Annotated in this window: 15 protein-coding genes and 1 tRNA gene; 8 read left to right on the top strand and 8 right to left on the bottom strand. The window is 67.4% G+C overall.

Going from position 1 to position 12,823, the window contains the following annotated elements; all coding sequences use genetic code 11:
• Window positions 1-155: 155 nt before the first annotated feature.
• Both AU188_RS04020 and AU188_RS04015 read left to right on the top strand, forming a co-directional pair.
• Window positions 156-602 carry an SRPBCC family protein gene (locus AU188_RS04020; RefSeq protein ID WP_059162430.1) on the top strand — a complete coding sequence of 149 codons (447 nt, stop codon included), beginning with the start codon at window positions 156-158 and terminating at the stop codon, window positions 600-602.
• Entirely contained in the window at window positions 586-1,125 is a 540-nt protein-coding gene (locus AU188_RS04015) for a TetR/AcrR family transcriptional regulator (protein WP_059162429.1), read from the top strand. Before AU188_RS04020 ends, AU188_RS04015 begins: the two co-directional genes overlap by 17 nt.
• Window positions 1,126-1,127: 2 nt before the next feature.
• Here AU188_RS04015 and AU188_RS04010 read toward each other — a convergent pair whose 3' ends face one another.
• Entirely contained in the window at window positions 1,128-1,322 is a 195-nt protein-coding gene (locus AU188_RS04010; protein ID WP_059162428.1) for a hypothetical protein, read from the bottom strand.
• Window positions 1,323-1,341: 19 nt separating this feature from the next.
• Here AU188_RS04010 and AU188_RS04005 point away from each other — a divergent pair, with 19 nt between their 5' ends.
• The 3 genes from AU188_RS04005 to AU188_RS03995 all read left to right on the top strand — a co-directional run bounded on the left by AU188_RS04005 (window position 1,342) and on the right by AU188_RS03995 (window position 3,122).
• The gene (locus AU188_RS04005; RefSeq protein ID WP_059162427.1) at window positions 1,342-1,707 is read left to right on the top strand and encodes a DUF488 domain-containing protein; all 366 of its coding nucleotides are present in this window, start codon (window positions 1,342-1,344) and stop codon (window positions 1,705-1,707) included.
• Window positions 1,708-1,739: 32 nt separating this feature from the next.
• Complete coding sequence (locus AU188_RS04000) at window positions 1,740-2,435, top strand: Ntn hydrolase family protein (RefSeq protein WP_059162426.1); 696 nt, start codon at window positions 1,740-1,742, stop codon at window positions 2,433-2,435.
• A 75-nt stretch (window positions 2,436-2,510) separates the two neighbouring features.
• The gene (locus AU188_RS03995; RefSeq protein ID WP_059162425.1) at window positions 2,511-3,122 is read left to right on the top strand and encodes a GNAT family N-acetyltransferase; all 612 of its coding nucleotides are present in this window, start codon (window positions 2,511-2,513) and stop codon (window positions 3,120-3,122) included.
• Window positions 3,123-3,222: 100 nt separating this feature from the next.
• Here AU188_RS03995 and mbtN read toward each other — a convergent pair whose 3' ends face one another.
• The 5 genes from mbtN to crcB (AU188_RS03970) all read right to left on the bottom strand — a co-directional run bounded on the left by mbtN (window position 3,223) and on the right by crcB (AU188_RS03970) (window position 7,040).
• Window positions 3,223-4,398 (bottom strand): mycobactin biosynthesis acyl-ACP dehydrogenase MbtN, encoded by a 1,176-nt coding sequence (gene mbtN / locus AU188_RS03990; protein ID WP_059162424.1) that lies wholly within the window; start codon window positions 4,396-4,398, stop codon window positions 3,223-3,225.
• Window positions 4,395-5,966 carry a long-chain-fatty acid--ACP ligase MbtM gene (mbtM, locus tag AU188_RS03985; protein WP_082686475.1) on the bottom strand — a complete coding sequence of 524 codons (1,572 nt, stop codon included), beginning with the start codon at window positions 5,964-5,966 and terminating at the stop codon, window positions 4,395-4,397. The genes mbtN and mbtM overlap by 4 nt, the downstream gene beginning before the upstream one ends.
• Window positions 5,967-5,971: 5 nt before the next feature.
• Window positions 5,972-6,241, bottom strand: coding sequence for a mycobactin biosynthesis acyl carrier protein MbtL (gene mbtL / locus AU188_RS03980; RefSeq protein WP_082683936.1), 270 nt, complete (start codon window positions 6,239-6,241; stop codon window positions 5,972-5,974).
• A gap of 65 nt (window positions 6,242-6,306) precedes the next feature.
• On the bottom strand, window positions 6,307-6,672 hold the full coding sequence (gene crcB / locus AU188_RS03975; RefSeq protein WP_059162477.1) for a fluoride efflux transporter CrcB: 366 nt from the start codon (window positions 6,670-6,672) through the stop codon (window positions 6,307-6,309).
• The gene (gene crcB / locus AU188_RS03970; protein ID WP_156426568.1) at window positions 6,669-7,040 is read right to left on the bottom strand and encodes a fluoride efflux transporter CrcB; all 372 of its coding nucleotides are present in this window, start codon (window positions 7,038-7,040) and stop codon (window positions 6,669-6,671) included. Before crcB (AU188_RS03970) ends, crcB (AU188_RS03975) begins: the two co-directional genes overlap by 4 nt.
• A gap of 64 nt (window positions 7,041-7,104) precedes the next feature.
• On the opposite strand from crcB (AU188_RS03970), the gene pgm reads away from it, so the two are divergent.
• From pgm to AU188_RS03955, 3 genes are all read left to right on the top strand, one after another.
• Complete coding sequence (gene pgm / locus AU188_RS03965) at window positions 7,105-8,751, top strand: phosphoglucomutase (alpha-D-glucose-1,6-bisphosphate-dependent) (protein ID WP_059162422.1); 1,647 nt, start codon at window positions 7,105-7,107, stop codon at window positions 8,749-8,751.
• Window positions 8,748-10,004, top strand: coding sequence for an MFS transporter (locus tag AU188_RS03960; protein ID WP_059162421.1), 1,257 nt, complete (start codon window positions 8,748-8,750; stop codon window positions 10,002-10,004). Before pgm ends, AU188_RS03960 begins: the two co-directional genes overlap by 4 nt.
• 55 nt (window positions 10,005-10,059) lie before the next feature.
• Window positions 10,060-10,132 (top strand) — tRNA-Ala (locus tag AU188_RS03955).
• A 70-nt stretch (window positions 10,133-10,202) separates the two neighbouring features.
• On the opposite strand, the gene AU188_RS03950 is transcribed toward AU188_RS03955, so the two are convergent.
• Both AU188_RS03950 and AU188_RS03945 read right to left on the bottom strand, forming a co-directional pair.
• Window positions 10,203-11,366 carry an NDMA-dependent alcohol dehydrogenase gene (locus AU188_RS03950; protein ID WP_059162420.1) on the bottom strand — a complete coding sequence of 388 codons (1,164 nt, stop codon included), beginning with the start codon at window positions 11,364-11,366 and terminating at the stop codon, window positions 10,203-10,205.
• The gene (locus tag AU188_RS03945) at window positions 11,367-12,821 is read right to left on the bottom strand and encodes an aldehyde dehydrogenase family protein (protein ID WP_059162476.1); all 1,455 of its coding nucleotides are present in this window, start codon (window positions 12,819-12,821) and stop codon (window positions 11,367-11,369) included.
• Window positions 12,822-12,823: the final 2 nt, after the last annotated feature.

The following is a 12,823-nucleotide window of genomic DNA, read 5'->3' as shown; positions in this document are numbered from 1 at the left end:
TGCCACGGCGGGTGTCCTTCCGCGAATACCGCTCCGGAGTGCGGATCGACTGACCGGAAACTCCTTTGCGGGCACCGTAGCCAGAGGACCGCGGCTCGGGGTAAGGATCACGCAAAACCACGGAATCCGCGGCCACCGCATGTACCATTTGGTACATGGTTACGAATGCCGCGATCGAGATCGACGCGCCGGCCGATGCCGTCTGGAAGGTGTTCAGTGACGTCGAGCGCTGGCCGGAGTGGACCGCCTCGGTGACCCGCCTGATGGCGCTTGACAGTCCAGAGTTGCTTGTGGGCAACCGGTTCGAGATCAAACAACCACGCATGCCGAAGCTTGTCTGGGCGGTCACCGAGGTCTCGCCCGGCGAGGCGTGGACGTGGGTGCAACGCTCACCCGGCGGGCTGACCGTGGCACACCACGAGGTCATCGCCCACTCGGGCACACGCACGCGCGTCCAGCAACGGCTCGAACAGCGCGGTCCGGTCGGAGCGATGGTCGGGCGACTGATGCGCTCGATGACCAGGCGCTACCTCGACCTCGAGGGCGCCGGCCTGAAAGCGCGCTGCGAGCATCTGCATCGGCTCGATGGCCCGTCCTGCTGACCTCGAGCGTCGCCGGGAACTCCTCGACGCGTTGGTGACCGAGGTCGCGGTCCGCGGAATCGGCGCTCGGTCGCTACGCGATCTCGCTCGGGCGGTCGGCACCAGCCACCGCATGCTGCTGCACCATTTCGGCTCGCGTGACGAACTGCTTGTGGCGATCGTCGGTGAGGTCGAGCGACGCCAGAGGGCGCTGACGCGGCAACTGCCGGCGGCACCCGCCGATGCGATCGAGGCGATGTGGGGCAATCTGCGCCGGGCCGACCTGCGCTCGCTCGAGAGGCTCTTCTTCGAGTGCTATGCCCGCGGTGTGCAGGGCGAGCAACCGTTCGCCCGGATGCTGCCGGGTGCGGTCGACGACTGGCTCTCAGAGCAGCCGAACAGCGCGCCCGCAATGAAGCGCCTCGGCCTGGCCGTCGTGCGCGGCCTGCTGCTGGACCTGGTCGCGACCGAGGATCTCGACGGCGTCGACGCCGCGGTCACCGCCTTCGCCGATCTCGTCCGCGCCTCCGATCGCGCCCGATGAGATCACTCCTCGCTGCTGCGGCGCTGGCCGATGAACTCGAGCAGGCGGGGGTCATCGGAGGTGAACACGTCGACCTCTTCGCCGCCGTCGCAGCGCAACAGTGCGACCGTCACGCTCTTCTCTCGCCGGGCGCGCACCTCCCAGATGGCCCCAGAGTCCTGCCACCGCTGCAAATCCGCGATTCGGTCCACCGGCATGCACCTACCATTCCACCGTATGGGTGAGCGCCCAAACATCGAGATCGCACGCGTCTACGACCAGCCCAGCGGCGACGGCACCCGGGTGCTCGTGGACCGGTTGTGGCCGCGGGGATTTCGCAAAGACGATGCCCGAATCGGCCGATGGCTGCCGGCGGTCGCCCCGTCGACCGAACTGCGGCGCTGGTATTCGCATCAGCCGGAACGGTTCGACGAGTTCGCCGTCCGCTACGCCGCCGAACTGGACACCGAGGAGGGCGCTGCGGCACTCGCTGAGTTGCGCGCGCTGCTCCGCGAAGGACCGGTGGTGCTGGTGACCGCCACCCGCAACGTCGAGCAAAGCCAAGCTGCCGTCTTGCGCACGCTGCTCTCTCGGGCGGCGTGAGACGATCGGTCAATGCCTCCGGAAATCTCGCGATGACCGTCGTTCTGGCCCTGCGCTGCGCGGACGGGTTGGTGATGGCCTCCGACTCGCAGATCACCGACCCCGTGCGGGGGCTGAGCTATCCGGCCCAGAAGCTGCATCCGCTCGGCGGACGCGCCGCGTGGGGCGGCAGCGGATCGCGCGCCGTGCTCTACGACCTCGAGCAGATCTTCGACAATGAACCGGACGCGATCATGGAGGCGCCCGACGTCGGCCATGCCCTCCAACAGCGGGTCCTGCCCGTGCTCGAGCACCACTACCGGAACTTCATCGCCGACGTGCCGGCGGGCAAACCCGGCGCCACTCCGGCGACCTACGTCCTCGCGGCGGGCTACGCAGGCGGCGAGCCGTTCATCATCGACATCGATCCACACGGTCTGATCGGGCACTACGAAGAGATCGGGTTCCACGCTGTGGGTAGCGGCTCTCCGATGGCCCAGCAGGCCCACGCGCTGCTGGCGCACTTCGGCATGGCCGAACGCGATGTCAACTACGGCGTGGTCGCCGCGTTACGCGTACTCGACGCCCTCGACGCGTCCTCGCCCAGTGTCGGCGGGCCCATGGACATCTGCCGCATCACGCCGGAGGCAGCCGAGCACCTCGACGAGGACGCCGTCTCCGAAGTCCGCCGACGGGTGCACCGGTGGACCGAACTCGAACAGCGGGCCCTCGACGACTTGTTCGGCTGACGGCCGCCCGCCGATGGCCGCGGATGACGAGGAAGGTAAGTCTTGCCTTACTCGGTCCGGTAGGCTCGACGAGCGATGACCGAGATTGACGACGCACCCGCGCCCGTTCTTCCGCGGGAACTGACGGACATTTCCGATGCGGTGCGGGAGGTCGCGGCGCCGCCGACACCGGTCCTCGCCGATCCCTACTTCATCAGGCTCGCCGATGCGGACGCGGACGCGGAGATGGTCTCGGAGTGGATGAACCGCCCGCATCTGGTGGAGGCCTGGGAGTACGACTGGTCGCCCGAGCGCTGGCACCGGTACTTGAGCGCGCAGCTGGCCGGCGAGTACTCCAGGCCACTGATCGGCAGTTTCCGTGGCCAGCCGTTCGCCTACATCGAGCTGTACCGCGCCGCCAAGGATTCGATCGCGCCGCGCTATGACGCCGACCCGCACGACATCGGACTGCACGCGGCGATCGCCGAGATGCGGTTCGTCAACCGCGGTATCGCGCCGATCCTGTTGCCGCGGTTGACCGCCAACATCTTCGAGCTCGATCCGCAGTGCCGGCGAATCATGTTCGATCCCGACCACCGGAACAAGGGCGCCCGCGATGTGTGCGAGTACGCCGGCTGCGAATTTCTCGGCGAGCATGACATGTCGAACCGGCGCATGGCGCTCTACGCACTGCCGCGCAGTTCTTAGCGCGAGCCTTCTTCGCGCGAGCAGTCGCAAAGAACCCTTGAAACCGCCCATGAAAATGGGGCAATTTGCGTCTGCTCGGCAGGCTTGCGCTCGGCCGAGATCAGGGCAGCTGGTTGAACTCGGCGTAGCCTTCGTGATCGGGCTTCATACCGGCGGCGACCAACTCCCACAGCACCTCGTCAGTGCCACCGCCGACGCGGGCCAGCTTCATGTCGCGCCACCATCTGCCCAGCGGGGTTTCGTCGACGAGATAGCCGGACCCGCCGAAGATGTGCATGCACTCGTTCATCACCTCTTCACCGAGGCGGGCGGCGTTGACCTTCATGGCCGCGGCGGTGCGCAGGTCCAGCTTCCCGGTCGCGGCGATGCCGTCGAGGGCGTAGCGCAGCATGTCGACGCGCGCCTGTAGGTCCGCCATCCGCATCCTGAGAGCCTGGTGTTCGTACAGCGAGTGGCCGAACTGTCGCCGAGCCATCATGCGCGCCAAGGTGATACCGATGACGCGTTGGGCCGAGGTGGAGATCAGACCGGCCACCGACATCCGCTCCTGCGCGAGACCCCAGGAAATCGCGGCCAGCCCGATCCCCGGCCGGGCCACCAGGGCATCAGCGGGCACCCAGGTGTCGATGTGCACGGCTGCGGTGTCGAGTGGGCCCGCACCGACTTTGCGGTAGGGAGTTTGAACCTCGCACTGCGCCAGAGGAACTGCGATCACGACCACGCTGCCGTGCTTGCTGTCCGGGTCGTGGTCGACGCTGCGTGCCACGCACATGACGTGGTCGGCGATGGGGGACAGCGAGACGAACTTCTTGATGCCCTTGACCTCGAAACCGTCGCGCACGGAATGGACTTCGGTACCGACGATCTGCAGGTCGGATCCGCCGGACTGCTCGGAGGCGCCGATGCACAGCACCGCCTCACCGCGAATGGCCTGCTCGGCGATGTCCTTCAGGTAATCCGATTTGCCGAAGCGGCGCAGGATCGCGATCCCCGAGTCGTGAAGACCCACTCCGACACCGATACCGGCCGAGCCCAATAGGCCCAGCTTTCTGGCCAATTCGATGACCTTAGCGACGTCGGACTGCTGCTGCCCCGGCAGCCACTTGGCGGAAAAGACGCCGGACTCACCGAGGTATTCGATGAGCTCACGCGGGAATCGTTCCGTCTCTTCGGCTTCCGCTGTCCAGGCGGTGACCCGGTCGTCGAAGACGCGTTCGAGCAGCTCGCGATAGTCCTCGGCAGGCGGTGCGCCGGGCGCTTCGGCGGTGGCCGTCATCGGCTTGCTCCCTCCAGGGTGCGTTTGACTTCGAGCCGGCGCAGCTTGCCCGACGAGGTGCGGGGCAGCGCACCGGGTTTGAGGAACACCACGTCGGCGGGAACCACACCGCAGTGCGAAGCGACCCGCGCCACGACCGCGCTGCGTGCCGCGGGCTGGTCGTCACCCTTGAACTCCGCGGCGATCACCAGACCGGGCCGGGCCGACGTCTCACCGGTGCCCACGGCCACGACGCAACCATCACGGATCCCGTCGATTTCGCCGGCGATCCGCTCGATCTCGGTGGGGAACACGTTGCGTCCCGCGACGGTGATGAGTTCCTTGGCGCGGCCGCAGACGACCAGGCCGTCGTCGGTGAGGTAGCCGAGATCGCCGGTCGGCAGCCACGCCTGCGGGTCGAGCGGGGCTTCACCGACGTACCCCGTCATCAGCGACGTGCCGCGGACCTCGACCTCACCGACCTCGCGACCGGTCACCTCGGTGGCGTGCGCCGCGTCGGTGTTGATGCGGATCTCCATACCGGGAATCGCGTGACCGAGCACCGCGAAGCGACGGGTGGACTCACCCGCCTCGGCGCTGACCGTGACGTCGTCGATGCGAAGTCCGGAGAACGGCTCGGGAACGCTGACTGCGCAGGTGGATTCGGCCAGACCGTACGACGGAGCCAGAGAAGACGGGTCGAAGCCGAAGCGGGTCATCTCGTCGGCGAAACGCTGATAGCCGACGCAGTCCACCGGCTCGCCGCCGTTGAGCGTGAAGCCGAGGGTACTGAGATCGAACCCCTTCAGGCTGCCCGCGTACTTACCGATCAGGTTGAACGCCATATTCGGCGCGGCGGTCATCGTGGCTCGACTCTCGGTGAGCCATTGGAGCCAGTTGAACGGTGACGCGGCGAAGGCGGAGGTGGGCGCCTGCCAGAGGTCCGCCTGGCCGAGCGTGGCCGTCAGGAGGAACGCCAGCCCCATGTCGTGGTAGATCGGCAACCAACTGTGCAGGCGGCATCGGTGGTCGACGTTGACCCGGGCGACCAGCCCGCGCAGGTTGGCCAGCGACGCGGCCGGCGAGATCATCGCCGTGCGAGGTGTTCCCGTCGACCCGGCGGTGCCTTGCAGGATCGCGACGTCGGAACTGTCCGGACCGCGGAACGTCGTCGAACGACGTGGGTGGCCGGCCTCGGCGAGATCGTGGATGGTGATTGAGTCGGTGTGTTCGCGCAACAGCTGCAACTCGGCGCCGTGGCTGAACACCGTCGTCACACCGATGGAGCGGAACCGGTCCAGAGTGGTCTGCGCCCACTGCTCGGGGTCGGCGCGCCGGATGGGCCCGGGAAGGATCGACAACCCCGCACCGGCGAAGAACACGCCGGGAATGGCCGCGATGAACTCGACTGTGGGATCACCGATCAGCCCGACCGCTACGGCTTCGTCGGTGCTGATCCGTTCCGCGATGTTCTCGGCGCGCGCGTGCACCTCTGGCCAGGGATGATGCGCCCACTTGCCGGTTTCGGTATCGAGCACCGACAGGGTGGTCGGCGCCTCCGACATCGCCTTCGAGAGGGCCGCTGCCAGCTCAGTCACGAGTTTGTCGGTGCGGCAACCGCTTTGGCCAGGATGGCCGCTTCCAGATCGCCAACGGTGTCGCAGCTGAGCAGGTCCTCTTCGCTCAGCGCAACGCCCAGCCGATCCTCGATCGCCACCATCCCGACCGCGAACGCGACCGAGTCGAGACCGACGTCGTCGATCAGTCGGGAGTCACGGGTGACTCGTCGAACATCGACGTTCATGTCGTCGCGCAGGATCTCGGCGAGCGCAACGCTGACGGCTTCTGGAGTAGACGGGTTCACGGCCAGCGACGGTACTACGTCGACTCAGGTAAGGCTAGGCTTACCGTGCAGTCCCGTGGGCGTTTTCACAGCCGCGCACCGATCCACCAGCCGGCGGCGGCCGCCGCCAGGCCCAGCGCGAGGCTCAGGAGGATATTGGCCACCGCGAGGCCCGGTCGGCGTTCCGCGCCGAGCTCGAGGGTCTGCAGCATCCAGGTCGAGAACGTGGTGTAAGCGCCGACGAGTCCGACGCCGGCCAGCAACGCGACATCGGGCCCGAGGTCGAGGCCGGCGAACAGGCCGAGGACCAGCGCGCCGGAGATGTTGACGACGAAGATTCCGGACGGGAAGGCCCCGGTCAGGCGGCGCGCCACCGCGCGGTCGACGAAGAAGCGCAACACCGCCCCGAGCCCGCCGAGGACCGCGACGCCCAGCCACACCGCGACGGTCATCGTCGTGCCCATTTCGAACCCAACCAGGCCACGACCAGCCCCGCGGTGATGCTCGCGGCGGCGTAGCCGACCGCCAATCCGAAATGCTCGCGCTCGATCATCCTGAGCATTTCGACCTGCATGGTGGAGAACGTGGTCAGTCCGCCGCACAGCCCGGTACCCAGCAGCGGGCGGCGGTAACTGTCCTCGGGCAGCCGGGTGGCCACGTAGCCCAACACGAACGCGCCGACGATGTTGACCGCGAAGGTGGGCCATGGCCAGTGCCCGGGTTCCGGCGCGGCGAGCGTCTCGACCGCCGCGCGCGCGACGGTGCCCAGCGCGCCGCCGACGAACACAGCCAGGAGTTCACGGCCGTCGTAACCACGCACAAGGGTCAGTATGGTCGGGCAGCTCATCGCACGTCGCGTCCCGCGGTGGAGGACAATCGGGTGCATGGCGGCCAACCCCCGCGCCGGTCAGCCGGCGCAGCCCGAGGACCTCATCGACGTCGCCCAGGTGGTGACCGCGTACTACACCCGCGAACCCGATCCCGACAACGTCGATCAGCAAGTGGTGTTCGGCACGTCCGGACACCGCGGGTCGAGCCTCGACGCAGCGTTCAACGAGGCGCACATCCTGGCCACCACGCAGGCCATCGTCGAATACCGCGCCGCGCAGCGCACCACCGGACCCTTGTTCATCGGGCGCGACACCCATGCCCTCTCGGAACCGGCCTGGGCTACCGCGTTGGAGGTGCTGGCCGCCAATGACGTTGTGGCCATGATCGATTCGGCAGACCGATACACGCCGACTCCGGCGGTCAGCCACGCGATCCTGACGTTCAACCAGGGCCGTGACGGCGATCTTGCCGACGGGATCGTCGTCACGCCGTCGCACAACCCGCCGCGCGACGGTGGCTTCAAGTACAACCCGCCCCACGGCGGGCCCGCCGACACCGATGCCACCGGTGCGATCGCCCGACGGGCCAACGAGCTGCTACAGGGCGGGCTCAAAGGCATCAAACGGATGCCGCTGGGCCGCGCGATGCAGACCGCCCAGCGCCACGACTACCTCGACGCCTACGTCGCCGACCTGCCCAACGTCGTCGACGTGCACGCGATCAGCGCCGAGGGCATCCGCATCGGCGCGGATCCTCTGGGCGGCGCCAGCGTCGACTACTGGGCCGCGATCGTCGAACGCCACAACCTCGAACTGACGGTGGTCAACCCCCTCGTCGACGCGACATGGCGGTTCATGACGCTGGACACCGACGGCAAGATCCGGATGGACTGCAGCTCACCGAACGCGATGGCCAGCCTGCTCGGGGCGATCAACGCCAACCCCGACACCTACCAGATCGCCACCGGAAACGACGCCGACTCCGACCGGCACGGCATCGTCACCCCCGACGGCGGCCTGCTCAACCCCAACCACTATCTCGCGGTGGCGATCGACTATCTCTACTCACACCGACCGTCGTGGTCGGCGTCGACCGCGGTCGGCAAGACCGCCGTCAGCTCGTCCATCATCGACCGGGTGGTCGCCGGGCTGGGGCGCAAACTCGTCGAGGTGCCGGTCGGCTTCAAGTGGTTCGTCGACGGATTGCTCGACGGCACAATCGGTTTCGGCGGTGAGGAGAGCGCGGGCGCGTCGTTCCTGCGGCACGACGGGTCCGTCTGGACAACCGACAAGGACGGCATCATCCTGGCGCTGCTGGCCTCGGAGATTCTCGCGGTGACGGGTGAGACGCCATCGCAGCGCTACGGCGCGCTGGCCGAGAAGTACGGCGCGCCAACATATGCCCGCGTCGATGCGCCCGCCGACCGCGAACAGAAGGCGCGGCTGGCCAAGCTGTCGGCCGAGCAGGTCTCGGCGACCGAACTGGCGGGCGAGCCGATCACCGCGAAGCTGACGACGGCTCCGGGCAACGGCGCGCCGTTGGGCGGGCTGAAGGTGACAACGGAGAACGCATGGTTCGCGGCGCGCCCGTCGGGCACCGAGGACGTGTACAAGATCTACGCCGAGTCGTTCAAGGGTCCAGAGCACCTGGCGGAGGTCCAGGAAGCGGCGCGCGAGGTGGTCAATAAGGTCATTGGGTGACCTTCGAGAGCGCCTGTGAGACGGCGTCCAAGCCGAAGCTGCCGCGAGAGGTCTGGCTGCTGGTCGGGGCGAACGTGGTGGTGGCGCTGGGCTACGGCGTGGTGGCGCCGGTTCTGCCGCAGTATGCCCGCCACTTCGGAGTGAGCATCAGCGCCGCGACGTTCGTCATCACGGCGTTCGCGCTGATGCGGTTGATCGCCGCACCGCCGGCCGGGCTGCTGGTGCAGCGCCTGGGGGAGCGTCGGGTGTACATCAGCGGCCTGCTGATCGTCGCGCTGTCGACCGCGGCGTGCGCATTCGCGCAGACGTATTGGCAGCTGCTGGCGTTCCGCTCGATCGGCGGCCTGGGCTCGGCGATGTTCACGGTGTCGTCGCTGGGGTTGATGATCCGGATCTCGCCTTCGGACGCGCGCGGCCGGGTCGCCGGACTGTTCTCCAGTGGCTTCCTCGTCGGTTCGGTCGGCGGCCCGGTGCTGGGCAGCCTCACCGCCGGTTTCGGCCTCGCGGCCCCGTTCGTGATCTACGGGGCGGCGCTGCTGGTCGCCGCGGGCGTGGTGTTCGTCAGCCTGCGGGGGAGCACGATCGTGGCGCCCGAGGAGCCGACGGATCCGGCGGTATCGGTACGGCAGGTGCTGCGCCACCGTGCGTACCGCGCGGCATTGTTCTCGAACTTCAGCACGGGTTGGGCCGCGTTCGGGTTGCGCATCGCGCTGGTGCCGCTGTTCGTGGTCGAGGGACTCGGCTATGGCGCAGGCGCCGCCGGCCTGGCGCTGGCGACCTTCGCGATCGGCAACGTCTCGGTGGTGATCCCGAGCGGGTATCTGTCGGACCGGATCGGCCGCCGCAAGCTGCTGATCGTCGGGCTCACCGTGTCCGCGGTGTCGACGATCCTGGTGGGCTTCACGTCGTCGCTGCCGATCTTCCTCGTGGCGGCGTACGTCACGGGTGCGGCGACGGGCATCTTCGTCTCCCCGCAGCAGGCCGCGGTGGCCGACATCGTCGGGAGCAAGGCTCGTGGCGGGACCGCGGTGGCAACCTTCCAGATGATGGCCGACTTGGGTTCGATCATCGGATCGCTGGTGGTGGGCCAGATCGCCGAGCACGCGTCGTTCGGCTGGGCGTTCGTGGTCAGCGGGGCGATCCTCATGGTCGCAGCGGTGGGATGGATGTTCGCGCCGGAGACGCGGGGCCGGCCTGCTGTGCACACGCCCGCCCGCGCGCTGGGACCCGAGGCGGGCGGGGAAGTGCCGTAACCAGCGATTTTGAGCGCTTCCCGCAGGTGGTGTAACTTCGATGGGCACGACTTCAGGGGCTATGGCGCAGCTGGTAGCGCACCACACTGGCAGTGTGGGGGTCAGGGGTTCGAGTCCCCTTAGCTCCACTCAGAAACCGCAGGTCACGGGCGTGACTTAGAGCCGCCCATGTGCGCCAGACGTGGACACCAGGCGCAGTCACTCGAAGGCGATTACGCCACGAATGTTTTTACCGGCCCGAAGGTCTCTCATCGCATCGTTGATGTCGTCGAGCTTGTACTCCTGGGTGACCAGCTCGTCGAGCTTGATGGCGCCCGCTTCGTACATCGACAACAGTTTCGGCATGGCGTCGCGGGGGTTCATCTCGCCGTAGAGCACGCCTTTGAGCGTCTTACAGGAACTGACCATGTCGGGCAGAATCAGCGGGACCATCATGTCGCTGACCTTCGCCATGCCGGTGAGTACGCACGTGCCGCCCTTGCGCAGCAGCATCATCGCCACCATCACCAGGTCCGGTGGCACCACGCCGGGTGTCAGCACGACGCGGTCTGCCATGACGCCCCAGGTGATCTCCTTGATGAGATCCAGTGCGGCGCCCGCGTCGACGGCGGTGTGCGTGGCGCCGAAGGTGGGTGCGATGTCGCGCTTGAACTCGTTGGGGTCGACGGCCACGATGTGTTTCGCGCCGGCCACCTTCGCGCCCTGTACGGCGTTCATCCCGATTCCGCCGACGCCGATGACGACGACGGTGTCACCGGGCTCGGTGCCCGCGGCCACCGATCCGGAGCCGAAACCCGTTGTCACGCCGCAGGACACCAGTGAAGCCGCCTCCAATGGGATCCAGTCGTGGATCTTGACCAGGGAGCGTTCGGAGGCGACGACGTACTCGGAGAAGGTGCCGACCTGCATCATGGCCATCAGGTCCTCGTCGCCCAGATGGCGCCTACAGGTGCCGTCGGTGGTCATCGCCTTGCTGTAGATGTCGGCGCCGACGTCGCAGAGATACGTGTGCCCGGTGGCGCACCAACGGCAGTTGCCGCATGCCGGTAGGAATGAGATCGCCACGTGGTCACCGGGTTTGAGTGTCTTGACCTCCGGTCCGACGTCCTCGACGACGCCCGAGCCCTCGTGACCGCCGAGCATCGGAAACCATTCGGGCACCGGCACGCCGGAGGCCCGCATCATCTCCTCCATCTCGGGGCTCGGCACGCTGTCACCGGTGTAGAAGTGTTCGTCGGAGTGGCAGATGCCGGCGTAGGCCATCTTCACCAGCACCTCGCCGGCGCGCGGCGGATCCAGCTCGACGTCGGTGACTTCCCAGTCGATGCCGACTCCGCGCAACACCGCGGCTCTTGATTTCATCTACGACTCCCTCGGCCAGCCGACGGTCTTGGTCTCGGTGAAGATCTCCAGGCCTTCGATGCCGCACTGCCGCCCGACACCGGATTGCTTGTAGCCGCCGAACGGGGCGTCGGCGCCGTACCAGAGACCACCGTTGATCCCCAGGGTCCCGGTGCGGATCCGACTTGCGGCGGACTTCGCCCGGTCGAGGTCGTTGGCGAACACCACGCCCGACAAGCCGTAGATCGAGTCGTTCGCGATGCGCACCGCATCGTCGTCGTCGTCGAACCCGATGACCGACAACACCGGACCGAAGATCTCCTCCTGGGCGATCGTCATCCGGTTGTCGACATCGGCGAAAACCGTTGGCTCGACGAAGAAACCCTTCGGCGGGTGGCTGGGAATACTGCCGCCGGTGACCAGCCGAGCGCCTTCCTGCTTGCCCTTCTCGATATAACCCATCACCCGGTCCTGCTGGCGTTTCGACACCTGCGGACCCTGCAGCACCGACGGATCGGTGGGATCGCCATACTTGTTCTTCTCCATCGCCACCTTGACGATCTCGACGGCCTCGGCGTAGCGGGAGTTCGGCACCAGCAGTCGTGTCGGCATCGCGCAACCCTGGCCCGCGTGCATCGAGATAAAGGCGCTACCGCCGACCGCCGCGCTGATGTCCCCGTCGTCGTCGAGCACCAGGTATACCGACTTGCCGCCGAGTTCCAGGAACGTCGGCTTCACGGTGTCGGCGGCGGCCTTCATGATGCGTCGCCCGGTCGCCGTCGACCCGGTGAAGGCCACCATGTCGACCAGGGAAGAGGTCGACAGCACCTCGCCGACCAGATGGTCCGAGGAGGTGACGATGTTGAGCACCCCCGGCGGGATGTCGGTCTGCTCGGCGATGATCCGGCCGATGCGGGTGGCGTTCCAAGGCGTGTCGGGTGCGGGCTTGAGCACCATCGTGTTGCCCATGGCCAGAATCGGCCCGATCTTGTTGAGGATGATCTCGAGCGGGAAGTTCCACGGCGTGACGACGCCGACGACCCCGATGGGTTCCTTCCACACTTCACGTGCGGCGAGGGTGCCCATGCCGAACGCGTCTTTGTCGGGAAGCCTTCGCTTCCAGGGGAACTGGCTGATCATGTCGGCCGGCCAACTCAAGGCCTCCTTGAGCGGCACGTCGAGCTGGGGTCCGAAGGTGCTCAGTAGCGGGCAGCCGGCCTCCGCGATGAGCTCGCCGCGGATCTCCTCGCGTTCGGCCTCCAGTGCCGCCTGCAGTTGCCGGAGTCCAGCGGCCCTGGCCTCGGTGTTGCGTGACCAATCGGTGTGGTCGAACGCATGGCGGGCGGCCGCCACGGCGCGTTCCATGTCGGCGCGGGTGCCGTCGGCGGTGCCGCCGAGAACCTCCTCCGTCGCGGGGTTGATGTTGTCGAACTGGCGGCCCGTTTCGGATTCGACGAGCTTGCCGTCGATGAGCATGC

Origin of the sequence: Mycobacterium sp. IS-3022 (genome assembly GCF_001500065.1) — a bacterium.
GTDB lineage: Bacteria > Actinomycetota > Actinomycetes > Mycobacteriales > Mycobacteriaceae > Mycobacterium.
The sequence above is the reverse complement of the archived record's forward strand: the minus strand, read 5'-3'. Positions and strand labels throughout refer to the sequence as shown.

Bases quoted from the DNA above. Each gene is read 5' to 3' on its own strand.
- AU188_RS04020 (WP_059162430.1), top strand. From the start codon at position 156: ATGGTTACGAATGCCGCGATCGAGATCGACGCGCCGGCCGATGCCGTC.
- AU188_RS04015 (WP_059162429.1), top strand. From the start codon at position 586: ATGGCCCGTCCTGCTGACCTCGAGCGTCGCCGGGAACTCCTCGACGCG.
- AU188_RS04010 (WP_059162428.1), bottom strand. From the start codon at position 1,322: ATGCCGGTGGACCGAATCGCGGATTTGCAGCGGTGGCAGGACTCTGGG.
- AU188_RS04005 (WP_059162427.1), top strand. From the start codon at position 1,342: ATGGGTGAGCGCCCAAACATCGAGATCGCACGCGTCTACGACCAGCCC.
- AU188_RS04000 (WP_059162426.1), top strand. From the start codon at position 1,740: ATGACCGTCGTTCTGGCCCTGCGCTGCGCGGACGGGTTGGTGATGGCC.
- AU188_RS03995 (WP_059162425.1), top strand. From the start codon at position 2,511: ATGACCGAGATTGACGACGCACCCGCGCCCGTTCTTCCGCGGGAACTG.
- mbtN (WP_059162424.1), bottom strand. From the start codon at position 4,398: ATGACGGCCACCGCCGAAGCGCCCGGCGCACCGCCTGCCGAGGACTAT.
- crcB (WP_059162477.1), bottom strand. From the start codon at position 6,672: ATGACCGTCGCGGTGTGGCTGGGCGTCGCGGTCCTCGGCGGGCTCGGG.
- pgm (WP_059162422.1), top strand. From the start codon at position 7,105: ATGGCGGCCAACCCCCGCGCCGGTCAGCCGGCGCAGCCCGAGGACCTC.
- AU188_RS03950 (WP_059162420.1), bottom strand. From the start codon at position 11,366: ATGAAATCAAGAGCCGCGGTGTTGCGCGGAGTCGGCATCGACTGGGAA.
- AU188_RS03945 (WP_059162476.1), bottom strand. From the start codon at position 12,821: ATGCTCATCGACGGCAAGCTCGTCGAATCCGAAACGGGCCGCCAGTTC.